General features: G+C 39.2%; 22 protein-coding genes. 2 read left to right on the top strand and 20 right to left on the bottom strand.

What is annotated here, in order from left to right; all coding sequences use genetic code 11:
* Window positions 1-6 precede the first annotated feature (6 nt).
* From IGJ03_RS06850 to IGJ03_RS06920, 15 genes are all read right to left on the bottom strand, one after another.
* Window positions 7-720, bottom strand: coding sequence for a carbonic anhydrase (locus IGJ03_RS06850; RefSeq protein ID WP_002382382.1), 714 nt, complete (start codon window positions 718-720; stop codon window positions 7-9).
* 181 nt (window positions 721-901) lie between these two features.
* The gene (pyrE, locus tag IGJ03_RS06855) at window positions 902-1,534 is read right to left on the bottom strand and encodes an orotate phosphoribosyltransferase (RefSeq protein ID WP_033594785.1); all 633 of its coding nucleotides are present in this window, start codon (window positions 1,532-1,534) and stop codon (window positions 902-904) included.
* A gap of 1 nt (window position 1,535) precedes the next feature.
* Window positions 1,536-2,249 (bottom strand): orotidine-5'-phosphate decarboxylase, encoded by a 714-nt coding sequence (pyrF, locus tag IGJ03_RS06860; RefSeq protein ID WP_002365730.1) that lies wholly within the window; start codon window positions 2,247-2,249, stop codon window positions 1,536-1,538.
* Window positions 2,239-3,177 (bottom strand): dihydroorotate dehydrogenase, encoded by a 939-nt coding sequence (locus tag IGJ03_RS06865; RefSeq protein ID WP_002379493.1) that lies wholly within the window; start codon window positions 3,175-3,177, stop codon window positions 2,239-2,241. The genes pyrF and IGJ03_RS06865 overlap by 11 nt, the downstream gene beginning before the upstream one ends.
* On the bottom strand, window positions 3,174-3,965 hold the full coding sequence (locus IGJ03_RS06870; RefSeq protein WP_010777669.1) for a dihydroorotate dehydrogenase electron transfer subunit: 792 nt from the start codon (window positions 3,963-3,965) through the stop codon (window positions 3,174-3,176). Before IGJ03_RS06870 ends, IGJ03_RS06865 begins: the two co-directional genes overlap by 4 nt.
* A gap of 107 nt (window positions 3,966-4,072) precedes the next feature.
* The gene (gene carB / locus IGJ03_RS06875) at window positions 4,073-7,255 is read right to left on the bottom strand and encodes a carbamoyl-phosphate synthase large subunit (protein WP_002374720.1); all 3,183 of its coding nucleotides are present in this window, start codon (window positions 7,253-7,255) and stop codon (window positions 4,073-4,075) included.
* On the bottom strand, window positions 7,255-8,334 hold the full coding sequence (locus IGJ03_RS06880) for a carbamoyl phosphate synthase small subunit (RefSeq protein WP_002364043.1): 1,080 nt from the start codon (window positions 8,332-8,334) through the stop codon (window positions 7,255-7,257). Before IGJ03_RS06880 ends, carB begins: the two co-directional genes overlap by 1 nt.
* Before the next feature lie 2 nt (window positions 8,335-8,336).
* Window positions 8,337-9,620: a dihydroorotase gene (locus IGJ03_RS06885; protein WP_002366770.1), complete on the bottom strand. Its 1,284-nt coding sequence runs from the start codon at window positions 9,618-9,620 to the stop codon at window positions 8,337-8,339.
* Window positions 9,621-9,628: 8 nt separating this feature from the next.
* Complete coding sequence (locus IGJ03_RS06890; RefSeq protein WP_002357411.1) at window positions 9,629-10,555, bottom strand: aspartate carbamoyltransferase catalytic subunit; 927 nt, start codon at window positions 10,553-10,555, stop codon at window positions 9,629-9,631.
* A gap of 13 nt (window positions 10,556-10,568) precedes the next feature.
* On the bottom strand, window positions 10,569-11,849 hold the full coding sequence (locus tag IGJ03_RS06895) for a solute carrier family 23 protein (protein ID WP_010777670.1): 1,281 nt from the start codon (window positions 11,847-11,849) through the stop codon (window positions 10,569-10,571).
* A 16-nt stretch (window positions 11,850-11,865) separates the two neighbouring features.
* On the bottom strand, window positions 11,866-12,405 hold the full coding sequence (gene pyrR, locus IGJ03_RS06900) for a bifunctional pyr operon transcriptional regulator/uracil phosphoribosyltransferase PyrR (RefSeq protein WP_301280621.1): 540 nt from the start codon (window positions 12,403-12,405) through the stop codon (window positions 11,866-11,868).
* Window positions 12,406-12,743: 338 nt separating this feature from the next.
* The gene (locus IGJ03_RS06905; protein ID WP_002371061.1) at window positions 12,744-13,649 is read right to left on the bottom strand and encodes an RluA family pseudouridine synthase; all 906 of its coding nucleotides are present in this window, start codon (window positions 13,647-13,649) and stop codon (window positions 12,744-12,746) included.
* On the bottom strand, window positions 13,636-14,112 hold the full coding sequence (lspA, locus tag IGJ03_RS06910) for a signal peptidase II (RefSeq protein ID WP_033607058.1): 477 nt from the start codon (window positions 14,110-14,112) through the stop codon (window positions 13,636-13,638). The genes IGJ03_RS06905 and lspA overlap by 14 nt, the downstream gene beginning before the upstream one ends.
* Window positions 14,113-14,117: 5 nt before the next feature.
* Window positions 14,118-14,822, bottom strand: a complete 705-nt coding sequence (locus tag IGJ03_RS06915) for a CBS domain-containing protein (RefSeq protein ID WP_002360173.1) — start codon at window positions 14,820-14,822, stop codon at window positions 14,118-14,120.
* A 104-nt stretch (window positions 14,823-14,926) separates the two neighbouring features.
* The gene (locus IGJ03_RS06920; RefSeq protein ID WP_002371060.1) at window positions 14,927-16,597 is read right to left on the bottom strand and encodes a formate--tetrahydrofolate ligase; all 1,671 of its coding nucleotides are present in this window, start codon (window positions 16,595-16,597) and stop codon (window positions 14,927-14,929) included.
* 178 nt (window positions 16,598-16,775) lie between these two features.
* Between IGJ03_RS06920 and IGJ03_RS06925 the strand changes: the two genes are divergently transcribed.
* Window positions 16,776-16,982, top strand: coding sequence for a cold-shock protein (locus IGJ03_RS06925; RefSeq protein ID WP_002357404.1), 207 nt, complete (start codon window positions 16,776-16,778; stop codon window positions 16,980-16,982).
* Window positions 16,983-17,086: 104 nt separating this feature from the next.
* Here the strand turns inward: IGJ03_RS06925 and IGJ03_RS06930 are convergent, their stop codons facing one another.
* Window positions 17,087-17,548 (bottom strand): EbsA family protein, encoded by a 462-nt coding sequence (locus IGJ03_RS06930; RefSeq protein ID WP_010777672.1) that lies wholly within the window; start codon window positions 17,546-17,548, stop codon window positions 17,087-17,089.
* A 100-nt stretch (window positions 17,549-17,648) separates the two neighbouring features.
* Between IGJ03_RS06930 and IGJ03_RS06935 the strand changes: the two genes are divergently transcribed.
* Entirely contained in the window at window positions 17,649-18,056 is a 408-nt protein-coding gene (locus IGJ03_RS06935) for a ribonuclease HI family protein (RefSeq protein WP_375804639.1), read from the top strand.
* A gap of 128 nt (window positions 18,057-18,184) precedes the next feature.
* Here the strand turns inward: IGJ03_RS06935 and ybaK are convergent, their stop codons facing one another.
* From ybaK to IGJ03_RS06955, 4 genes are all read right to left on the bottom strand, one after another.
* Window positions 18,185-18,700, bottom strand: coding sequence for a Cys-tRNA(Pro) deacylase (gene ybaK, locus IGJ03_RS06940; RefSeq protein ID WP_161970563.1), 516 nt, complete (start codon window positions 18,698-18,700; stop codon window positions 18,185-18,187).
* Entirely contained in the window at window positions 18,697-19,458 is a 762-nt protein-coding gene (gene aroD / locus IGJ03_RS06945) for a type I 3-dehydroquinate dehydratase (protein WP_002357400.1), read from the bottom strand. The genes ybaK and aroD overlap by 4 nt, the downstream gene beginning before the upstream one ends.
* A 155-nt stretch (window positions 19,459-19,613) precedes the next feature.
* Window positions 19,614-21,398 carry an ABC transporter ATP-binding protein gene (locus IGJ03_RS06950; protein WP_010816558.1) on the bottom strand — a complete coding sequence of 595 codons (1,785 nt, stop codon included), beginning with the start codon at window positions 21,396-21,398 and terminating at the stop codon, window positions 19,614-19,616.
* Complete coding sequence (locus tag IGJ03_RS06955; RefSeq protein ID WP_375804638.1) at window positions 21,398-23,149, bottom strand: ABC transporter ATP-binding protein; 1,752 nt, start codon at window positions 23,147-23,149, stop codon at window positions 21,398-21,400. The genes IGJ03_RS06950 and IGJ03_RS06955 overlap by 1 nt, the downstream gene beginning before the upstream one ends.
* Window positions 23,150-23,327: the final 178 nt, after the last annotated feature.

Here is a 23,327-nt window from a genome sequence, read left to right on the forward strand (position 1 = left end):
CACACACTAATCATTTGAAAAATAAATCTTACGCCCATTCAACGGCTGAAGGGGCCGATTGTTAAAGGCCAACATACCTTCCTTGATCTTATTTAAAAAGGCTTGATCCATTTTTTGAATGGTATCAAATACAAACCATTTCACTGGACCCTTAGTTGGCGGTGTTGTTAACGAGCCTACATAATGGTAGTGTAGACGCTCCTCTGGTAAAAAGATTGACGGATTAAACCATTGTTGGTGCGTGCCGTTTTCCCAGTCCATCGGATGATTCGCTTCTGAAAAACGATTTTCTTCCTCAGTGATGGTAAACAGGCAACCGACAACTAAATTTTCGCCAGCATCGTTCATATGAACCAAATGGAATTCTAGCGGATACTGCTTTCCCGATAGCAAATGTTCGCTAGGCATATGAAAATGAATATCGGTTAAATGATACGCAACATTTTCAAACATTACGTAACTTTCCGTATTTGGTGGTACAAAATGAAACGTATTTTTGAATTCCTTTTCAGTGAATTCTTCTTTTTTATAATGAAACGTAATCTGAGAATTTACTGTCTCAGCACTTTCTTTTTCTAAAGCAATTGGCGATTGATAAGCAAACTTAGCACCTTCTGCAAACCAGTCACATAGCGTATGCCAATGTTCCGGTCCATCGTTGCCTGTATAGCTCCATTCAACGTCCATATTTTTTATTTTTTTCATACACTCTTCCTTCATTCCACATAGTAATCAGGTAAAACTCATGTTAAAACTCTATCCTAACATCTTTTCTACGTCAAACAAAAGAACTTAGATCATTACGCTCCTCGGCAAATGACCTAAGTTCTCCTACCGTTAAATCTGGTTACTGAAAATGACACTAAAAATCAGACGACAAGAACCATCTTTAGTGCAACGGTTATTTGCCCCAGTTTTCAGGATCTTTTTTCCATTCTTGTAATAAGGTAACATCTTTTTCTTCGATATAATTTGCTTCTAATGCAGCATCAATTAAAGTTGAGTAATTGGTTAACGTTAGTAACGTCATCTGTTTATCTGCAAAATTTACCGTTCCTTTGGGTAACTCATAAGTGAAGATTGCCGCAACGCCTAAAACCGTTGCTCCTTCACGTTCCGCCGCTTCTGCCGCTTCTAACACGCTACCGCCGGTTGAAATTAAATCCTCGATAACTACCATTTTTTGTCCTTCAGAAATTCGGCCTTCAATTTGATTCCCTTTGCCGTGGTCTTTGGCTTTACTGCGGATATAAACCATTGGTAATCCTAAAATATCGGCTACCCATGCCGCATGTGGAATCCCTGCGGTAGCTGTCCCAGCAATCACTTCGACTTCTGGGAAAGTCTCTTTAATTTTTGCCGCTAAGCCTTCTGCAATTTCTTTACGCACAGCAGGATAACTCATCGTGATACGGTTATCACAATAAATCGGGCTTTTTATGCCACTAGCCCAGGTAAACGGCTCATTAGGGTTTAAAAATACCGCTTCAATATCTAATAAATCTTTGGCAATCTTTTTTGCTACTTTTGTCATGTTACTTTCCGCTCCAGTCTTTTTTGATTTCTTGATAGGCTTCATAAGGATTTTCTGCTTGGGTAATAGGTCGGCCAACAACGATATATGTGGACCCGATTTCGCGAGCATGTTGCGGCGTAACGACCCGTTGCTGGTCACCTACTGCACTTCCCGCTGGGCGAATACCAGGTGTTAAGCAAATAAACGTCTGCTTGGTTGCTTCTTGAATACCACGTGCTTCTAATGCTGAACAAACCACGCCATCCAGACCCGCTTTTTCCGCACATTTAGCATAATGAATGACACTTGTCTCTAAAGAAACGTTGATTAATTGATCGTGGTGCATCTCTTCTTCACTAGTAGAAGTCAACTGGGTTACAGCAATTAACTCAGGAACCTTAGCGCCTGGCTGAGTCCCTTTGATTAGACCTTCCTTAGCTGCTTGCATCATTCGAACGCCCCCTGCTGCATGGACATTGGTAATGGCAACGCCTAATTTTGCTAAATTTGTCATCGCTTTTTCCACAGTATTCGGAATATCATGTAATTTTAAATCCAAGAAAACATCATGTCCTTGTTCTTTAAGCCAGCGAACAATCGCTGGTCCTTCTGCGTAAAAAAGTTCCATCCCCACTTTAACAAACAAGGCTTCTTCCTTAGGAAATTTTTCTAAAAAAACAGCCACTTCTTTTTGCGTGGGAAAATCTAACGCAATAATTGGTCTATCGTGCATTTTGCTGCCCCTCTCTCACTTCTTTAATTAATTGTTCCAACGATTCAATACCTAACTCTTCCATTCGCTTAGGTAATCCGTCAATCAACTTCGGACAAATATATGGATCTGTAAAGTTGGCCGTACCAACACCGACAGCGCTAGCACCTGCCATGAACATTTCCAAGACATCATCCACTGTTTGAACACCGCCCATTCCAATAATTGGCAACTGAGAAACACTGGCGACTTGTCGGATTAAGCGAATAGCAACAGGTTTAATGGCTGGGCCAGATAGTCCGCCAGTTTGATTGGCTAAAATAGGTTTTCTCGTTTTTAAATCAATGCGCATCCCTAGCAATGTATTAATCATAGAAAAACCGTCTGCGCCCCCTGCTTCAATTGCTTGGGCGATCGGCACAATGTCCGTTACGTTTGGTGATAGTTTAACATAAATCGGAACAGAGGCGACTTTTTTGACTGCTTGTGTTAATTGAAAAGCAACCTCTGGATCTGTACCAAAAGCTATGCCGCCATGTTTCACATTAGGACAGGAAATATTCAATTCAATTGCTTTGACGTTAGGCGCTTGCCCAATTTTTGCGCAAACAGCCACATAGTCCTCTTCGCAAGCACCTGCAACATTTGCAATAATCGGTAAGTTAGGGTATTTTTCTAATTTTGGTAATTTTTCTTGCATAACCACGTCTAAGCCTGGATTCTGCAATCCAATGGCATTTAGCATACCACTAGGTGTTTCAGCTACACGTGGCGTGGGATTTCCATATCGTGCTTGGGGCGTTGTTGCCTTAATCATAATTGAACCTAATTGATCAAGGTCATAATAGTTAGCATATTCTTCCCCGAACCCAAAGCAACCACTGGCGGGAATAATTGGATTTTTTAATGTTAAACCTGGAATTGAAACAGCTAAAGGATTTTTCATTATAAGATAACCTCACTTGCTTTAAAAATCGGACCTTCATCACAGACCTTGACACTTTTTGCTCCAGTAGTGTCTCCTTTTTTATGGCAAACGCAGGCATAGCAAGCCCCAATTCCACAGGCCATCCGTTCTTCTAAAGAAAGGTAAACGTGTGGATGTGTTGGAAATAAAGAATCAATTGCTTTTAACATACCATTCGCACCACAAGCATAAACTGCATCAGGGATCCGTCCTTTTGCTAACGCTTCTGACAATAAACGGCCCACGTTGCCATGAGTGCCAAACGAGCCGTCATCTGTGGCAAAATGTGTTTCTCCTAATGCCATAAATTCTTGTTGGTAATAAGCAACCTCTTTTGATGCATAACCAAGAAAATGAATCACTTTCACGCCTTTTTCATTGAGTTGTTTTGATAATTCATACAATGGGGGAATCCCGATTCCTCCACCAACGATAAAAGCAGTTTGACCAGCTGCTACGGTAGTTATATCAAAGCCGTTTCCTAAAGGACCTAAAATATCTAATTGTTCACCAGCCTTCATGGTGGCAAACACTTCCGTTCCAGCGCCTTCGACTCGATAAATCAAACGACAGGTTTCGTTCGAATGATCAATTTGGTTGATGCTAATCGGTCGCCGCAAAAGTAAATCTGCACGCGGAACCTTGATATGCACAAACTGTCCAGGTCGTGTCATCTCTTTCACTAACTCGCCTTGTAAGTCTAACTGATAAATCCGTGGCGCTAACTGTTTTTGAGCTACAATGGTCATCATTTCTTGCTTTCTCTGCATCAGTATCCTTCACTCCTTTATTCTCTGATTCCCCTATAAATGATTTTCTATTTCTTCGTAAAAGAATCTGGAACAGTCCTCCTCAGACGATTGTTCCAGATTTTTGCTTAAATGGCTTCTGTCGTAAAGGCTCTTGATTCTAAAACTTTTAAAATCGCATTCGCTGTGTCAAGTGAGGTAAACAATGGAATCCCATGTTCGACTGCTTCCCGACGGATTGAAAACCCATCTTGGTTGGCACTGGAACGGTTTTTATCCATGGTATTGATTACCACTTGTGCATTCCCATTACGAATGACATCCAGCACGGTTTCCCCTTCAGGATTAGAAATTTTCGTCACTTTCTTAACAGGCAACTGATGCTTCGCTAAAAAGTCAGCGGTTCCTTCCGTTGCGACTAAACTATAGCCAATTGCTGAAAAACGCTTAGCAATTTCTAAAGCCTCTTCTTTTGTTTCATCAGCAATGGTGAAAAGTACAGCCCCGTAACTTGGCAAATGCAAGCCAGATGCTTCAAAGGCTTTATACAAGGCTTTTTCTAAATAATAATCACTACCCATAACTTCCCCAGTTGATTTCATTTCAGGCCCTAAGTACGTATCTACTTTTTGTAGTTTCGTAAAGGAGAATACAGGGGCTTTCACATGAACTTGTTTACTTTCAGGATATAACCCATCTTGATAACCTAGGTCAGTCAATTTCTCACCAAGAATCGCTTTTGTAGCAACTTGGGCCATCGGAATCCCTGTGATTTTACTTAAGAAAGGAACTGTTCGACTCGCACGAGGATTCACTTCAATCACATAAACACGATTTTCATGAATAACAAATTGAATATTCATCATGCCTACACAGTTTAAACCAAGTGCCAGTTTTTTTGTATAATCGGCAATCGTTGCTTGAATTTCTTGAGAAAGATACTGCGGTGGATAAACCGCCATTGAATCACCAGAATGCACGCCAGCTCGTTCAATATGTTCCATAATCCCTGGAATTAGTACTGTTTCACCATCACAAATGGCATCAACTTCACATTCTTGTCCCAATAAATAGCTATCAACCAAGACAGGATGTTCTGGAGAAGCTTTGACTGCATGTCGCATATAATCTTCCAAATCCTTTTGATTTTCGACAATTTCCATTGCCCGACCACCTAAAACATAACTTGGACGCACTAAAACGGGATAGCCGATACGATCAGCAATCACGACTGCTTCTTCTGCACTTGTGGCTGTATCTCCTGGTGGTTGAGGAATCGCTAACTCTTGCAAAGCTTGTTCAAATAAATCACGATTTTCCGCACGATCTAAATCTTCAATCGTTGTTCCAAGAATTTTAACGCCTTGTTTTGTGAGCGGCTCAGCTAAATTAATCGCTGTTTGTCCACCAAATTGGACGATCACGCCAATCGGATTTTCTAAATCAATCACATTCATGACATCTTCTAAAGTTAATGGCTCAAAGTATAATTTATCAGAAACAGAGAAATCTGTTGAAACTGTTTCAGGATTACTATTCATAATAATTGCTTCATAACCAGCCGCTTGGATTGCTTTGACAGAATGAACGGTTGCATAATCAAACTCGACCCCTTGACCAATGCGAATGGGACCAGAACCTAATACTAGTACAGAAGGCTTTTTCGAAACATTGCTTTCGTTTTCCACTTCATACGTGCTATAAAAATAAGGCGTGTGTGATTCAAACTCTGCAGCACACGTATCGACCATTTTATAGACGGGCACAATTTGATTGGCTCTACGGAAGTCAGCAATGGCTTGTTCTGTTTGTCCCCAAAGTGCTGCGATTTTCCGATCAGAAAAGCCATTTTGTTTGGCTTCTTTCAAGACAGCTACGTTGTTCACGTGACTTTCAAGGGTCGTTTCAATTTCGATAATGTGTAAAAGTTTATCCAAGAAGAATAAATCAATTTTCGTTAAACTTTGTAATTCTTCGATGCTATATCCTCTACGAATAGCTTCTGATAAGTAGAACAATCGATCATCTTGCGCATGAACCATTTTCTTCGTTAATTCTAAATCACTGACATGACTTAGTTCTTCTAACTCGTTGTGATAAGCACCAATTTCTAAAGAACGAACTGCTTTTAATAAGGATTCTTCAATGTTGCGGCCAATTGCCATGACTTCCCCGGTAGCTTTCATTTGCGTTCCTAGTTCTCGAGCACCTTTTTCAAATTTGTCAAAAGGCCAACGAGGAATTTTGGAAACAACATAGTCCAAAGCGGGTTCAAATTCGGCATAAGTGGTTCCAGTAACTGGATTTTTCATTTCATCTAATGTTAAACCAACAGCAATTTTTGCAGCTAACTTCGCAATGGGATACCCTGTGGCTTTACTAGCAAGTGCAGATGAGCGAGAAACACGAGGATTCACTTCAATCACATAATAATTAAAACTATGCGGATCCAAAGCTAATTGAACATTACAGCCACCTTCAATTTTTAATGCACGAATAATTTTCAAAGACGCATCTCGCAACATTTGGTATTCATAATCTGATAAGGTTTGACTCGGAGCAAAAACAATCGAATCCCCAGTGTGAATGCCGACAGGATCAAAGTTTTCCATGTTACAAACCACAATCGCATTATCAGCCGAGTCACGCATCACTTCATATTCAATTTCTTTAAAACCAGCAATACTTTTTTCAATTAAACATTGTGTAACTGGTGATAATTTCAGACCATTTTCAGCAATTTGGCGGAGTTCTTCTTCCGTATCGCACATGCCGCCGCCTGTTCCACCTAAAGTAAATGCGGGACGAACGATAATTGGATAGCCAATTCGTTTGGCAAAAGCCACGGCTTGTTCCACCGTATTGACAATTTCACTTTCTGGAATCGGTTGTTCTAATTCTTCCATCAATTGTTTAAATAAATCACGGTCTTCCGCTTGGTCAATCGCACTGAGCTTTGTTCCTAGCAATTCTACATTTAGCTCATCTAAAATTCCTGATTCCGATAATTCCATCGCCATATTTAATCCAGTTTGACCACCTAATGTTGGTAGAAGAGCATCAGGACGTTCTTTTCGCAAAATTCTTGAAACAAATTCTAAAGTAATCGGTTCAATATAAACATGATCCGCGATTTCTTTATCGGTCATGATGGTTGCTGGATTTGAGTTTACTAAGACAACTTCATACCCTTCTTCTTTTAGCGCTAAACAGGCTTGTGTGCCTGCATAGTCAAATTCTGCTGCTTGTCCAATAATGATTGGTCCTGAACCAATCACCATGATTTTCTTGATGTCCGTTCGTTTTGGCATTAGTTTTGCTCCTTCCATGCATCCATTAATTCCATAAATTCGTCAAATAAATGAAGACCATCGTGCGGTCCTGGAGCCGCATCTGGGTGATATTGCACAGTAAAAGCAGGATAATCTCGATGACGCACGCCTTCAACCGTTCCATCATTGACTTCCACGTGGGTCACAAGTAATTTTTCTGGATCAATTGTTGCTTCATCCACGGCATATCCGTGATTTTGTGAAGTGAAATCAATGCGTCCTGTTGCAATTTCTCGTACAGGATGATTCAAACCGCGATGTCCAAACTTCATCTTATACGTATCCGCACCATTTGCTAATGAAAATAACTGATGACCTAAGCAGATGCCGAAAATTGGAACTTTTCCTTGGATTTCTTGAATCATTTCAATAGCTTCAGGCACATCTTTGGGATCTCCAGGCCCATTTGTCAACATGACACCATCGGGACTTAATTCTAAAATCTCTTCGGCCGTTGTATTATAAGGCAACACGGTTAAGTTGCATTGCCGTTTTGATAATTCTCGCAAAATACTATGTTTCAACCCAAAATCAACGACGACCACATTACGCCCAATACCTGGACTCGGATAAGGCTTAGTGGTGGAGACTTGTGCCACTTGATTTTTCGGCATGACTGTCGCTTTTAGTTGATCAAACGCATGCGGCAAATCATCCACGGCATCAATGATGCTCCCCTTCATTGTTCCAGCTGATCGTAACTTACGAGTCAGCGCACGCGTATCAATTCCTGAAATTCCCGGAATCCCTTTGCGCTTTAAAAATTCATCCAAGGTCATTTGTTGACGCCAATTTGAAGCAACCCGCGCATGCTCTTTAACAATGACACCTTTACAGGTTGGTGCAATGGATTCATAATCATCTCGGTTGACCCCGTAATTTCCAACTAATGGATACGTAAAAGTAATCATTTGTCCATTAAAACTTTGGTCAGTAATTGCTTCTTGGTAACCTGTCATGCCAGTAGTAAAAACAACTTCTCCTACTACATTGCCTTCTGCACCAAACGCTTTTCCTTCAAATACTGTTCCGTCTTCTAAAATCAATAACCTTTTCAAACCTACTGCGCCTCCTCCGACCAAGCTAATGCTCCGTCAACAAATGTCATAAGTGTCTTTCCTTTGACTGTCCACCCTGTAAATGGTGTATTGACAGCCATTGATTCAAATGCTTCTGCATCAATTGGTGCAGCTGTTGCTAAGTCAAAAACTGCAATATCTGCTGGTGCACCAATTGTTAGTGTTCCTGCGTTTAATCCAAAAATTTCTGCCGGTTTCACTGCCATCCAATCAATCACTTGTTCTAATGTGAAAATGCCTGTTTCGACAAAGTTCGTATAAATCAATTGGAAGGCCGTTTCACTACCGACAATACCAAAAGGTGCGTTTAAAAATGATTGTTGTTTTTCTTCTAAACCATGGGGCGCATGGTCGGTAGCAATACAGTCAATCGTGCCATCTAACAAGCCGTCAATCAATGCTTGTCGATCTGCTAAACCACGTAATGGCGGGTTCATTTTCCAAAACCCTTCGTCACCAGGAATATCCTCATCGACTAAAATTAAATGGTGTGGCGAAACTTCGGCTGTTACGTGAATCCCTGCTTTTTTAGCATCTCGAATAACGCGCACGCTTTCTTCTGTTGAAACATGACAAACATGATAATGAACGCCTGTTTCTTTTGCTAAAGTAATATCCCGAGCAATTTGTGAAGCTTCCGTTGCACTTAAAATCCCTGGTAGGCCTAATTTCTTAGAAACTTCGCCTTCATGCATCACACCACCAAATAATAAAGATTCATCTTCCGTGTGCGCAACAAGTGCCATATCTAATGCAGCCGCTTCTTTCATGGCTAAGTACATCGTTCCTGCCGTTTGGACACCAACACCATCATTCGTAAATGCAAAGGCGCCCGCTTCTTTTAAGGCCTTCTGATTGGTTAAAACTTCACTCCGTAGCTCTTCTGTAATGGGGGCATATTGTAAAACTTTCACGACTGCATCTTTTTGAATTAAGTCGTAAACCTCACTTAATTTTTCAGCCGTATCTGGTACTGGATTCAAATTGGGCATTGCGCAAACCGTAGTAAAACCACCGCGAGCAGCAGCTTTACTACCCGTTTTAATCGTTTCTTTATACGTAAAGCCTGGTTCTCTAAAGTGAACATGCACATCCACCAAGCCTGGCGTGATTAGTTGCCCTTTCGCATCAAACACTTGCTCAAAATCTGCTTCGTCAAACGATTCTCCGATTGCGTGAATCACACCATTTTCTAGCCAAAGTGCTGCCTCAATCAATTGATTCTCTTTTTTGATGATTTTTCCATTCTTAATTAACGTCTTCATTTCTCCACCTAGGCCTTTCCATGTAAAATTGCTTCTAAAATTGCCATGCGCATAAAGACTCCATTACTCATTTGCGCGACGATTCTTGATTGCAGACTTTCCACTAATTCATCTGCCAGTTCAACATCCCGATTGACTGGCGCTGGATGCATAATAATTGCGTGTTTCTGTAAACGAGTTGCCCGTTCGTTGGTTAAACCATATTCCAAATGATAGCCTTCTTTTGAAAAACTTTCCTTACCATCATGACGTTCGTGCTGCACGCGAAGCAACATCATCACATCGACTTTTTCAACAATTTCATCTAATGGCACATATTGTCCATAGACATCAAACTGATGATCGTACCACTCTTCTGGACCTGAAAAATAAATTTCAGCGCCTAAACGGTTTAATAACTGCATATTTGATTTAGCAACGCGAGAATGTGTAATATCTCCCACAATCGCCACTTTCAAGCCTTCAAATCCACCAAATTCTTCATAAATGGTCATAAGATCCAATAAACATTGTGTAGGGTGTTGTCCACTCCCGTCCCCACCGTTAATAATAGAACATTGAATCGTTTTACTTTGAATCAATTCATCGTAATAATTTTCTTTACCATGACGAATGACTGCTACATCTACACCAATTGCCGACATCGTTAGTACTGTATCGTATAACGTTTCTCCTTTTTGAACAGAACTTCTACTTGCTTCAAACTCAATCACTTCTAAGCCTAATTTTTTCTCAGCTACCTCAAAACTTTTATGTGTTCGAGTACTATTTTCAAAAAACAAGTTTGTTGCAAAATATTGACGTTCTTCTGGGTGCCATTTTGCCCCCTGTTTAAATTCTCCTGCGCGACGGATTAACCCCATGACTTCACGGTCGGTTAAAGCCTCAGCAGTTAAAAGATGTTTTAAACTAATTCGTTCAGATGTAATAATCATTCGTCCAGTCCTCCTACTGTTCTTCGCTACGTGCGTTTTCCGGTAAAATTAAATTCAAAACAATTCCTAAGACGGTTGCTAATGCCATTGAAGACAATTCAAAAGTTCCTACTTTGAAGACTAAGCCACCAATGCCGATGACTAAAATTACTGAAGCAATCAATAAATTCTTTTTCTTATCAAAATTAATCTTATTATCGATTAAGATTTTCAAACCACTTGCGGCAATCACACCGAACAAGACGAAACTAATTCCTGAAATAACTGGTCCTGGGATACTTAGAATCAAGGCACTTAATTTTCCAACAAAGCCTAAAGCTACAGCGAACACCGCGGCTCCACCAATCACGAAGACACTGTGTACTCTTGTAATTGCTAGCACGCCGATATTTTCACCATAACTTGTAACTGGTGGTCCACCAACAAAACCTGCTACAATTTGCGCTAAGCCATCTCCCATTAAAGTTTTAGATAAGCCTGGGTCTTGGAAAAAGTTGCGCTTGGTTAATTTATTCAAGACCATTAAATGACCAATATGTTCTGTCATTGTTACAAAAGCAATTGGTGCCATTGTTGTAATAGCATTTAAATACAATTTCGGTTCATATTGAACAAAAGGTACTTCAAAATTCGGTAAAGCAAACCAAGCAGCTTCTTTAATAGGGGTTAAATCAATAATTCCGAAAGCTAAAGCGATTAGGTACCCACTGACAATTCCCAAAAGAATTGGAATTAATCCTAGGAAGCCTTTGAAAAACATGTTGTAAAAAATGGTTAAGCCTAAAGTAATTAAGGCTACGGCAATATATTTAAAATCATAAACGTTGTTGTTATACATTGCGTTATTTGCGGCGTTAGCAGCCAAGCCTAAACCGATAACCATCACGACAGGTCCTACAACGATAGGTGGTAAAATTTTATCCAACCAGTCGGAACCAATTTTTTTAATGATTAATGAAACGATTAGGTATACCAAGCCGGTTGTCATAGCACCTTGGGCAATGGCTGGATAACCATCACTCTTCATTAACATCTGCATCGCTGCAATAAAAGCAAAGCTACTGCCAAGATAGGCGGGGATTTTTCCTTTTGTAGTAATCAGATAGACCATTGTTCCTAATCCTGAACTGACTAACGCAATCCCTGGGTCAATTCCCACTAAGATTGGTACTAAAACCGTTGCACCAAACATCGTAAATAAATGTTGTAAACTCAGGCCAACCCAGTGAAAAGCTTGCGGTCTGTCTTTAATATCTAAGACTGCATCTTCATTTCGAAATTCTTTTTCTGACAACGTTGTTCACTCCTTTTTATTCGTTTCCTTTACTGATCATAATACGATCTGCACCGTCGCGCTCTTCCATTTCCACAATAATTTCCTCAGTTTTTGATGTTGGAATATTTTTTCCTACATAATCGGCACGAATCGGTAGTTCCCGATGTCCACGATCTACTAAGACTGCTAAAGAGATTTTTCTCGGACGACCTAAATCCATAACAGCGTCCATCGCAGCACGAATGGTCCGGCCAGTGTACAAGACATCATCCACTAAAATAACTTCTTTACCTTCAATTGAGACTGGTACGTCAGAAGAATGTAATTCAGGTTCCTCCATATCTTTCACATCATCACGATACAAAGTAATATCTAATTCACCAACTGGCACGTCAATATCTTCTAATTGTTTTAAGCGTTCGGCTAGACGTTGTGCAATGTATATCCCACGCGTTTTAATTCCTACTAAAACAATGTCTTGAATTCCTTTGTTTCTTTCAATAATTTCATACGAGATTCGAGTAAGCGCTCGTTTCATTGTGACTGCGTCAACAACTTCTTTCTTTGGCATAATAATTTCCTCCTCATTTCTTTTTTATCTACGTCCTCGCTGTCTTGGGGTCAGCGATTCTTCCTTCAATTGAGCAGCTGAAAAATAAGTGGGTTTTTATTGAAATTGTCCTGTTATTTTTTCCAACAAAAAATCCTCCTACCCGTATGAGGATAGGAGGATGTTGGTTACAGTTTAAAAAGGTACAAGGGTACCATGTAGCCCACACAACTTACTAACTAAGCGCACCTAGTGTTCTTTTGCATGATTCCTTCTTAGCCTCACGGGACTAAACTTAAAGGTTACAGTTATTTAGTTATTTTTCTTCTTAAAAAAGAGTTTACCTCTTCTTCAGAAAAAAATCAATGATTATTTCTTAATTGGTGTAAAGTTTTTTCAAAAACTTCTGGTAAAGGCGCTTCAAAGACTAATTGTTCACCTGTAGTAGGATGTGTAAAGCCTAATAACTTCGCATGTAAAAATTGTCCATTGCCAGGCAATGTTTTTTTCGGTCCATATAACGGATCTCCAGCTAATGGATAACCGATATATTTCATGTGAACACGGATTTGGTGTGTCCGACCTGTTTCTAGTTGTAATTCAACTAAGGTAAATGCATCAAAACGCTCTAAAACAGTAAAATGCGTGACTGCTTCTTTACCGCCTTCAATGACCGCTTGCATTTTGCGGTCAACCTTGGAACGACCAATAGGCGCATTTATCTCTCCCTTATCGTGAGGAATAACACCGTGGACCAAGGCAACGTATTTACGTAACGATGTTTTTTCTTTTAGCTGTTTCGCTAATGATTCATGGGCTTGATCATTTTTAGCCACCATCAATAGCCCCGAAGTATCTTTATCAATTCGATGAACAATTCCGGGTCGCACCACATCATTAATCGCCGATAAGTGATCCGCATGATGAAGTAACGCGTTCACTAATGTACCATTGGGATGCCCTGCCGAAGGATGAACAACCATGCCTTGAGGTTTGTTGACAACAATCACATCATTGTCTTCATAAACAATGGTCAAAGGAATATCCTCTGCTACCATATCTAGCACTTCTGGTTCAGGAATTGTTACAACAATTTCATCGCCTGCTGTAACTTTGTAATTTGCGCGGACCGTTTCACCATTAACTGTTACGTGTTTTTCTTTTAACCATTGTTGAATTTGCGAGCGGGAATGATTGGGTAAATGTTCACTTAATACTTTATCAATCCGGCCTTTTTCTGTTTGAATCGTTACGTTAATTTGTTCCATTTTTGCCTTCCTTTGCTGCTTTTTCATCTAAAATCAAATAAATAAATATACAAATAACGCCGACCACTAACGTACTATCTGCAACATTAAAAATAGGAAAATTCATAAAATCCGTTTGGAGCATGTCCACCACGTAGCCTAAACGTACACGATCAATAAAATTCCCAATGGCACCTGCTAAGACAAAAGATAAACCTACAGAATACCAGACACTCTTTTTATAATTCTTAATTAATAAATAAATAATCACGACACTAACAATTACTGTGATGACATAAAAGAATATCATCTTTCCTTCTAATAAGCTCCAAGCAGCTCCGGTATTTCTTAAATGGGTCAGCGACAAAAATCCAGGAATGAATTCTTTTGTTTCACCCAAAGAAATGTTTTGGACCGTCAAATATTTGCTCCATTGGTCAAACCCTACTAATAAGGCACTGATTAAAAAATATACTACTAACAATCGCGTCATTCCTTTTCTCTATGAATACTTGCTAAATCTCTTGGTCGAACAATGCCTACTAACTCACCATTAGGATGGCCACTTTTACTAATAAGCACAGCTTCTAAGCGTGGCTGCTCCCGAAACATTTGTTCAACTTCAAAAACGGTTGCTTCAATTGAAACAAATTGATAGTTGCTGCGTTTATAATTTGATGCCAACAATTCTCGCACCGTTCGGTTGGCAATGTGAACTTCTCCTTTGGTGCTCTCAATGGCAAACCATACACCAATCCCTCGAACCGTGATTAATCCTTTAAATACACCTTTTTCATAAATCGGAAATTGGGAATATTGTTTTTTTGCAATAATCGTTAATAACGTTTCTAAAGAAGTGGTGATTTCAAAAGCTGTAACACGTTTCGCAAATTTAGGCACTACTTTTTCTGGTTTTGTTAAAGCTTGTTCAATCGTTTCAATTCGTTGAACCGCCCATTCGTTTGGCTCTGCAATTACAAAATCATCAGCAATTCGCTCATGAACGATGGCATTTCTTAACTGAGCCATTTGAAGCAAATCCTCTTCAAATTGAGCAATCTGTCCTTTTTCTTTTCGGGAAAGACGTCTTGTCATTTCACTGAATCCCATATTGACAGGATTGTTCAGTCTCTCTCTCATCCACTTTTCAATGCGATTAAAGTGTGCTAAAAATGTATCTGCTCGTTCCCCCATAGTCGTTGCTCCTTATAATAAACTACGCAATAAATTTCCGTCATCATTTTTTATTGAGCTACTTTCAAGTATATACTAAAAATAAGTCTCAGGAAAGAGCGGCTTTAAAAGAGACCGCTCGCTTGACCCGTTTCGTCCACATCCATATTTAACGCAGCAGGAACTTTCGGCAAGCCAGGCATCGTTAAAATGTCACCCGTTAACGCCACGATAAACCCTGCACCGATTTTTGGAACTAGCTCACGAATCGTAATCGTAAATCCTTCTGGCCGTCCTAATTTTTGAGGATCGTCCGAAAGTGAATACTGTGTCTTCGCCATGCAAATTGGTAATTGATCCCAACCATTTTTTGTAAAATCTGCGATTTGTTTTTGCGCTTTCGGAGAAAAAATCGCCTGTTCCCCGCCGTAAATCGTTTGTACAATGGCTTGAATTTTTTCTTCAATAGTTTGGCGAGGATTATATAAAGGTTGAAACTGTTTTGTATTGGCTTCAATCTCTGCTACTACTGTTTTCGCTAGGTTCGTGCCACCTGCGCCACCTTGCGCCCAAACACTTGTTAACTCGACGGGCACGCCTAACGCTTGGCAGGCTTCTTTCAATAGTTGAATTTCTTTTTCTGTATCCTGTGTAAACTCATTAATTGCAACAACTACTGGTACATCATAACGTTGCATGTTTTGAATATGTTTTTCTAAGTTGGCAAAGCCTTTTTGTAACGCTGGTAAATTTTCTTCTGCTAACTGATCTTTCGCCAAACCGCCATGCATTTTCAACGCGCGAATCGTTGCCACAATCACAACGGCATCGGGTGCTTTTCCTAAAGAAGGTACTTTAATATCTAAAAATTTTTCGCCACCCAAGTCACCACCAAAACCCGCTTCTGTTACGACATAATCCCCTAGATGCAAAGCCGTTTTTGTCGCTAAAATACTGTTACATCCATGAGCGATATTGGCAAAAGGACCACCGTGAACAAAAGCTGGAGTTCCTTCAATCGTTTGAACTAAATTAGGTTTTAAGGCGTCTTTTAATAATAAAGTCAGCGCACCTGCCACGTTTAAATCTTTAACCGTCACCGGCTCTCTTTGGTCATTATAGGCGACAATAATCCGACTTAAGCGTTCTTTTAAGTCCGTTAAATTTTGCGCTAAACAAAGAATCGCCATAATTTCGCTTGCCACAGTAATATCGAAACCGTCTTCTCTTGGTACACCTTGGAAAGGACCGCCTAAACCAACGACGACCTGTCTGAGCGCACGATCATTTAGATCCACTGCACGTTTCCAAATCACCCGCCGAGAATCAATCTTTAATTCATTTCCTTGCTGTAAATGATTATCTAGTAACGCAGCTAAGGCATTATTGGCTGTCGTAATGGCATGCATATCACCAGTAAAATGCAAATTGATTTCTTCCATTGGTAATACTTGTGCGTAACCGCCACCTGTTGCGCCACCTTTAATCCCCATCACAGGACCTAATGATGGTTCTCTTAGGGCAATAACTGTTTTTTTATTGATTTGATTTAATGCATCTCCTAAACCAATGGTCACGGTTGACTTTCCTTCTCCTGCTGGCGTTGGATTAATCGACGTAACGAGGATTAATTTACCTTCTGGTTTCGCTTCTAAGGATTGAAGCGTTGGAAAATCTATTTTCGCTTTGTATTTCCCATAAAGTTCTAGCGAATCTTCTGAAAGACCGATTGTTTCGGCAATCTCTTGAATAGGTTTTAATGTTGCTGCTTGTGCAATGTTAATATCTGTCTTCATAACGGACCCCTTTTCAATTCTTTATCGTCTTTGTGACACATTGTTTCTTTTAAATTATAGCTTGTATTGAATAGAATGGCTAGAATAACCTTTTTTAAACAACCCAACCATTGACGTTTGGTAGCCTTTTCTCGTATAATGAAAGTGTCTTTACAAATCTAAAAGGAGCGTGAATTGGATGCAAAAAGGAATTGTCAAATGGTTCGATAACAGAAAAGGTTATGGTTTTATCGTTTACAACGAAGAAGATGAGATTTTTGTCCACTTCACTGCTATAGAAGGTGACGGATTCAAATCACTTGATGAGAATCAATCTGTAGAATTCGAGATAATGGAAGGCAATCGTGGGCTACAAGCAGCACATGTCAAAAAAATAGATAACTAAAAAAGCTGAACCAACAACGCTTTGCTCCAAAAAGCAAGTAAACGCAGCGTTTGTTTCAGCTGATTATTTTAAGATTTTGAGAGTGGGTCACCAGTCGTTTCGACTTATGACTCACTCTTGTTTTTTTCTTCTTTTTTATGAAGGCCCAAAGAATGATCTTCTGCTACCTTCAATTCAGGCTTTTTTACCTTAAGTGCCTCAAGAAATAACGGAATCGTTTTCTTTTTCATTAAAAAGACTTTTGAGCCTTCCTTAAATTCTGAGGAAAAAATTTCGATGCTTTTTTCATTGTAGGTTACTTTTTCTATCTGAGAAAGCGGAAGTGCTTTTTTGCGAAACCACAAAACATCTCTGACAATTAAAGATGTTTCTGTCATGTTAAAAGACCGCGCAATCCCTAGATACGCAAACACAAAAAATGGAACCATCACCAGATTACTAATCAAGTAAGGACCATTATTTTCCAATGCTAAAATTAAACTAATAAATAATATACAAAATGTGCAAGACCAGTAAATAATTGTTGATGCTAATTCTGGCTGCCAATAAAATTTCTGTGTTTTCATAAAGTGCCCTCACTACTTCTGGATCAACGCCGCTAAATTTAAATATGTTATAATAGTAACATACTTTTTTTAAGAACAAAAAGAAATTAGGAGTAATTTTATGTTAAGAATTTATGTAGATGCTGCAACAAAAGGCAATCCAGGTGAATCTGGCGGCGGTATCGTTTACCTCACCGACCAATCGCGGCAACAATTGCATGTGCCTTTAGGCATTGTTAGTAATCACGAAGCCGAATTTAAAGTGCTGATTGAAGCTTTAAAACAAGCGATTGCCAATGAAGACAATCAACAAACCGTTCTTCTCCACTCAGATAGTAAAATTGTTGTCCAAACAATTGAAAAAAACTATGCTAAAAATGAAAAGTACCATCCTTATTTAGCAGAATATCAACAACTAGAAAAGAATTTTCCTTTGCTCTTAATCAAATGGCTACCTGAAAGTCAAAACAAAGCGGCCGATATGCTCGCACGGCAAGCATTACAAAAATTTTATCCCAATAAAAAGTAGCACTGTTTACTTAATGCTTTTCCTTTATTAATTTGATAGTTAAGCGTGGAGCAAAAAAAACTAGGGATTTTTGCTCCACGCTTAAAAACAGATAAACGGTTCTGTCTCGACTTCTTCTTATAGCCCACTTATTCTTCTGTCGTTATTTCCGCAAATTGTCCATTAGTTAGCGAAAGGATTGCTTCAGGCGCTAATTCAATTTGCATGCCACGTTTGCCTGCAGAAACAATAATTGCAGAATATTGTTGAGCTTCTTCAGCCAAATAGGTGGGAAATTGTTTTTTCATCCCAATTGGGGAACAACCGCCACGAATATAGCCTGTGGTTGCTTCTAAATCTTTTAAGTGAAGCATCTCTACCTTTTTGTTGCCACTAGCTTTCGCTAATTTTTTTAAATCTAATTCTTGGTTACCAGGAATGACAGCCACGACTGGACCTGTTTTATTACCTACTGTAACCAAGGTTTTAAAAATTCGTCCTTTGTCAATACCTAAACTTTCAGCGACACTTTCTGCACTTAAATGATCTTCGCTCCAAGCGAATTCATATTCTTTATATGGTACTTTATGTTGTTCTACCATGCGCATCGCATTCGTTTTTTGTTGTGTTTTTTTCTTTGCCACTTTTTTCACCTTCTGAATCACTTGTTTTGTTCGAATGTCTTTAAATAATTTCTTAATACTTGTACGGATAGTTGGCCTGGTGCAGACGCTTGCTGGGCGGAGCCAAAAGTTAGTGCCGATCCGAACAGTTGACCTGTTACGCGACTAATCATCCCTAACTGTCCCATTGACATAGTAACGATTGGAACAGATGCATAATGGGTGTACATTTCATTGGTTGCTGAAAGTAACGTAAGTACATCTGTCGCATCTTGTGGCATCACAGCTATTTTACAAATATCCGCCTGACGCATTTGCATTTGGCGTAACCGCGCGACAATCTCCTCTTGCGACGGTGTTTTCTGAAAGTCGTGATTACAGAGAACAATTTTAATCCCCGCCTTTTTAGCTTCGTGAATTAACGTATCTGCCGCCAGTGGATTCGCAAATAATTCAATATCCAATAAATCCAACGCACCCTTTTTCACTAATTCATGATACAAAGCAAAATAATTTTCCTCGGAAAAAGCCATTTCGCCGCCTTCTTTTTGTGTACGAAAAGTTAACAATAACGGTTTTTGCCCCAACCGTTCCATTACTTGTTGTGAAAGATTACATACATCGGAAAAATCAGCGACATTTTCATAATAGTCTAAACGCCATTCCACCAAATCACAATCTAGTGTTTGGCTCGCCGTTGCTTCGGCCAAAATATCCTCGGCTGTTGGAGCAACAATGGGCACCACAATTTTGGGATTCCCTTCACCTATTCGCACATTTTTGACTATAACTGGCTTCACAGTTCCACCTAACTTCCTCGTTTGTTTTTCTCTCTTCATATCATACCATTTCTATTCTTTTTTGCAATTTAAAGAGCTACAAAGACACCTAGAATTAGGAATTTCCTAACACTAAATGCCTTTGTTTAGGTTATTTAACTCTTTCTATTATTACGTTAAACTTCCGTACTTTGTAACTGATACATATCCGCATAAAGGCCACCTTCTGCCAGTAACGTTTCGTGCGTTCCTCGTTCTACAATCTGCCCTTTGTCTAAAACTAAAATCAAGTTTGCATCACGAATCGTCGAAAGGCGATGCGCAATCGCAATTGTCGTTCTCCCTTGACGCATTTTGGCTAATCCTTCTTGAATCAATCCTTCTGTTTCTGTATCAATATTAGCGGTTGCTTCATCTAAAACTAAAATTTTGGGATCAGTCACAATCGTTCGTGCAAACGAAATTAATTGACGTTGTCCGCTAGAATAACTCGCTCCTCGTTCAATGACTTTCGCATGATAGGTATTGGGTAACGTGTGAATAAATTTATCTGCCTGAACAAATTCCGCAGCCTGTTTAATTTGCTCATCTGTAATATTGGGATTCAGTAAACGGATATTTCCAGCAATATCTCCATAAAACATGAAAGCGTCCTGTAATACTAAGCCCATCTTTTCCCGTAATTCTGTCATGGGAAAATCACGAATGTCTCGATCATCAATTAAAATCTGCCCTTCATAAAATTCATAGAAACGCATGAGTACATTAATAATTGAACTTTTACCACTTCCAGTATGACCGACTAAAGCGACGGTTTCCCCGGGATTTGCGACAAAGCTAATATTTTTCAATACTTCGTTTTTGCCGTCATAAGAAAAAGTAACATTGCGAAATTCAATTTTCCCGCGAATAATTTCCCCATTCGCACCTACTGATTGTTGCGGCGTTAATTCTTCCGTATCCATAATTTTTAAAATACGGCTACCTGCGACAATCCCATCTGTAAAGATACTTAGGAAGTCCATCATTTGTGTCATCGGATTAAAAAAAGCTTGGACATACGTTACAAAAGCATAAATCATCCCCGCTTCTACAGGAGAATGTAAAGCATCGATGCCAAACATAGTTAAGGCCAATGCAATCGCCAACGTATACAACAAATTAATGATGGGACTTAATAATAACGAATTCATACGAATCATTGCTACTCGTGTTTTTAAATAGTCATCATTGGTTTCTTCAAATTCTTTTTCCAAACGCTTTTCTTGGCGAAATTGTTGAATGATTTGCATACCAGAGATGTATTCATTTAGTTTGGTGTTTAATTGACTTAATTTTTCCCGCATACTGCGATATAATTTTGAACTAAATTTTTGGTAATACCAAATCACAACTAATAAAATTGGCAAGAAAATTAGACAATAAAATGAAATTTTTGGACTGAGTTGAAACATTGCAAAAAATGACGAGATTACGGCAAAAATTCCTGTAATCACCATTAGGAATACATACCAGAATTCAAACAATGTTTCTGTGTCATTTGTAACACGAGACACCGTCGAACCCGCTGGTGTTTGATCAAAATAACGCATACCTAAAGTGTGTAATTTTTCAAATAATTTCACTCGTATATATTGATACGTTTTTAAAGAAGCCATCGAATACAAATACCATTGGAAAAACCAAACAATACTTTTGACAATGACACCAAAGAAATAAATAGCAGCAAAAGTTAGAATCACTTGCATTGTAGCAGTTTTAGGCGTTAAATAATTATCCATAAAAACTTGAATGACTCTAGGCAAAAGAATATTGATAATTGATAAGCCAAATGCAAAGAGAATAGCTGTGTAAAACATGCGTCGAAACGGTTTGGCAAAACGAAACAAACGCTGAACAATCGTTAATTGTTCTTTCAGCGGTAACTCTCTGGACCATTCGGATTGATACTTTTCTTCCATTAACTCTCACTCCCTTCAATTTTCGCTTCTAATTGCTGTTTTTCCCACATCCGCTGATACCAACCCTTCTGAGCCAGTAACTCTGGATGCGTCCCCCGTTCAATAATTTTCCCTTCATCCAACACTAAGATTTCTTTTGCATGCATGACACTACTTAAACGATGCGCTGTAATAATAGTGGTTTTTTCTTGGCGCGTTTCTTTTAGATTTGATAAAATCGCCTCTTCAGTCTTCGCATCGACTGCAGATAAGGCATCGTCTAAAATTAACAATTCTGGTTCAACAATCAAGGCCCGTGCAATAGAAATCCGTTGTTTTTGTCCTCCAGAAAGCGAAACGCCACGTTCCCCAACCATTGTGTCATAGCCTTCAGGAAACGCTTTAATTTCTTGGTTAATAAATGCTAATGCTGCCGCTTGTTCAACTGCTGCTTGTTCCAAGTGTGGTTTAGCAAAACGAATGTTATCTCGTACCGTCATGGAAAAGAGAAAATGGTCCTGTGGCACGTACCCCATTGCACCCATCAATGCATCTAATGTGTAATTTTTAATGTCATGTTTTCCAAAGGAAATCGTTCCTTGGTATTGGTCATATTCACGCATCAACAACTTCAAAATAGTGGTTTTACCAGCGCCTGTTTTGCCAACAATCCCCAAAGTTTCTCCTTCTTGCAACGAAAATTGGATATTTTCCAACGCCACTGCCTCTTCTTTTGGATAAGAAAAAGAATCAATCTTCATTGAAATTGTTCCTTGCGCCATTGTTTTGATGGCATCTTTTCGTTCGATAATATGCGTTTTTTCATGTAATAATTCGTTCACACGATCGTAACTAGCATTCCCACGTTCTAACACATTAAATAAGCGCCCAATTGCAAACATTGGCCAAACTAGCATCCCAATATAGGCAATGAAAGAGACCAACTGACCTAAACTAATCGTTCCTTCCATGATGAAGCGACCACCAATAATAATTGTCAAAACATAAGAAACACCAATAATCAGCGTAATAAACGGATCAAACAGTGCATCTAAAAAGTTCGTTCGTTTATTTTTGACGATAGCATCATCAATTTTCTCTGTAAAATCAGCAAGATCTTCTTTTTCTTGCCCAAATGTTTTAATGACTTTAATTCCAGTGATACTTTCTTGTGTTTTATCATTAATCGCTGAAAAAGCAGCTTGTGAATCTCGAAAGGCATCATGCAACTTAGAACCTAGAACTCGTGAGGTGACCGCTAATAAAGGCAGCGGTAATAAAACAATTAATGTTAAGCGCCAATCGACAAATAGAACCATTGCGATAATCGTTGTTCCTCCCGTAATCACAGAGTCAGCAAATGTTAAAATCCCAGCTCCAGCCACATTTTGGATGGCATTTAAATCATTGGTTGCATGCGCCATCAAGTCACCTGTCCGATATTTCTGATAAAAGATGCTATCCATTTTTGTGAAATGATGAAATAATTGAGTCCGTAGCTCTTTTTCCAAACGAGCGGCACTCCCCCAAATATGCATCCGCCAAATATAGCGAAAAAGATATTGGGCAAGCCCAGCACCAATCAAGAGTACAATCCACACGATAATTTTCGTTAAGCGAATTTCTTTGTTAACGATTTCATCTACAACGACGCCAATAACTTTGGGCGGGACTAATTGAACAAGAGCGACCATCATTAATGAGAAAACCCCAATAATATAACTTTTTTTCTCTTGCTTAAAAAACCAGCCTAATTTTTTGAATATGGACATTCAGTTGTCCCTCCTTTTACTTTGTTGTTCTACGAAGACTACTTTCGAGCTAGAAGGTTTCTTCGTTATTGTTGTTTTTGATTAAACGTTTCGCTCTTTTCCTCCTAGATTATCCTATTCTCCCGCAAAACAACAAAAAAACGGACTGAAAATCAGCCCGTTTTTACACTTATTCATG

It is taken from the genome of Enterococcus sp. DIV1315a, from assembly GCF_051712325.1.
In the GTDB taxonomy this organism is placed as follows: Bacteria; Bacillota; Bacilli; order Lactobacillales; family Enterococcaceae; genus Enterococcus; species Enterococcus faecalis.

Bases quoted from the DNA above. Each gene is read 5' to 3' on its own strand.
- pyrE (WP_033594785.1), bottom strand. From the start codon at position 1,534: ATGACAAAAGTAGCAAAAAAGATTGCCAAAGATTTATTAGATATTGAA.
- IGJ03_RS06955 (WP_375804638.1), bottom strand. From the start codon at position 23,149: ATGTCCATATTCAAAAAATTAGGCTGGTTTTTTAAGCAAGAGAAAAAA.
- IGJ03_RS06885 (WP_002366770.1), bottom strand. From the start codon at position 9,620: ATGAAGACGTTAATTAAGAATGGAAAAATCATCAAAAAAGAGAATCAA.
- IGJ03_RS06915 (WP_002360173.1), bottom strand. From the start codon at position 14,822: ATGGGGGAACGAGCAGATACATTTTTAGCACACTTTAATCGCATTGAA.
- IGJ03_RS06905 (WP_002371061.1), bottom strand. From the start codon at position 13,649: ATGGAACAAATTAACGTAACGATTCAAACAGAAAAAGGCCGGATTGAT.
- IGJ03_RS06925 (WP_002357404.1), top strand. From the start codon at position 16,776: ATGCAAAAAGGAATTGTCAAATGGTTCGATAACAGAAAAGGTTATGGT.
- IGJ03_RS06890 (WP_002357411.1), bottom strand. From the start codon at position 10,555: ATGATTATTACATCTGAACGAATTAGTTTAAAACATCTTTTAACTGCT.
- carB (WP_002374720.1), bottom strand. From the start codon at position 7,255: ATGCCAAAACGAACGGACATCAAGAAAATCATGGTGATTGGTTCAGGA.
- IGJ03_RS06870 (WP_010777669.1), bottom strand. From the start codon at position 3,965: ATGCAGAGAAAGCAAGAAATGATGACCATTGTAGCTCAAAAACAGTTA.
- IGJ03_RS06920 (WP_002371060.1), bottom strand. From the start codon at position 16,597: ATGAAGACAGATATTAACATTGCACAAGCAGCAACATTAAAACCTATT.
- IGJ03_RS06950 (WP_010816558.1), bottom strand. From the start codon at position 21,398: ATGGAAGAAAAGTATCAATCCGAATGGTCCAGAGAGTTACCGCTGAAA.
- IGJ03_RS06850 (WP_002382382.1), bottom strand. From the start codon at position 720: ATGAAGGAAGAGTGTATGAAAAAAATAAAAAATATGGACGTTGAATGG.
- IGJ03_RS06935 (WP_375804639.1), top strand. From the start codon at position 17,649: ATGTTAAGAATTTATGTAGATGCTGCAACAAAAGGCAATCCAGGTGAA.
- pyrF (WP_002365730.1), bottom strand. From the start codon at position 2,249: ATGCACGATAGACCAATTATTGCGTTAGATTTTCCCACGCAAAAAGAA.
- IGJ03_RS06930 (WP_010777672.1), bottom strand. From the start codon at position 17,548: ATGAAAACACAGAAATTTTATTGGCAGCCAGAATTAGCATCAACAATT.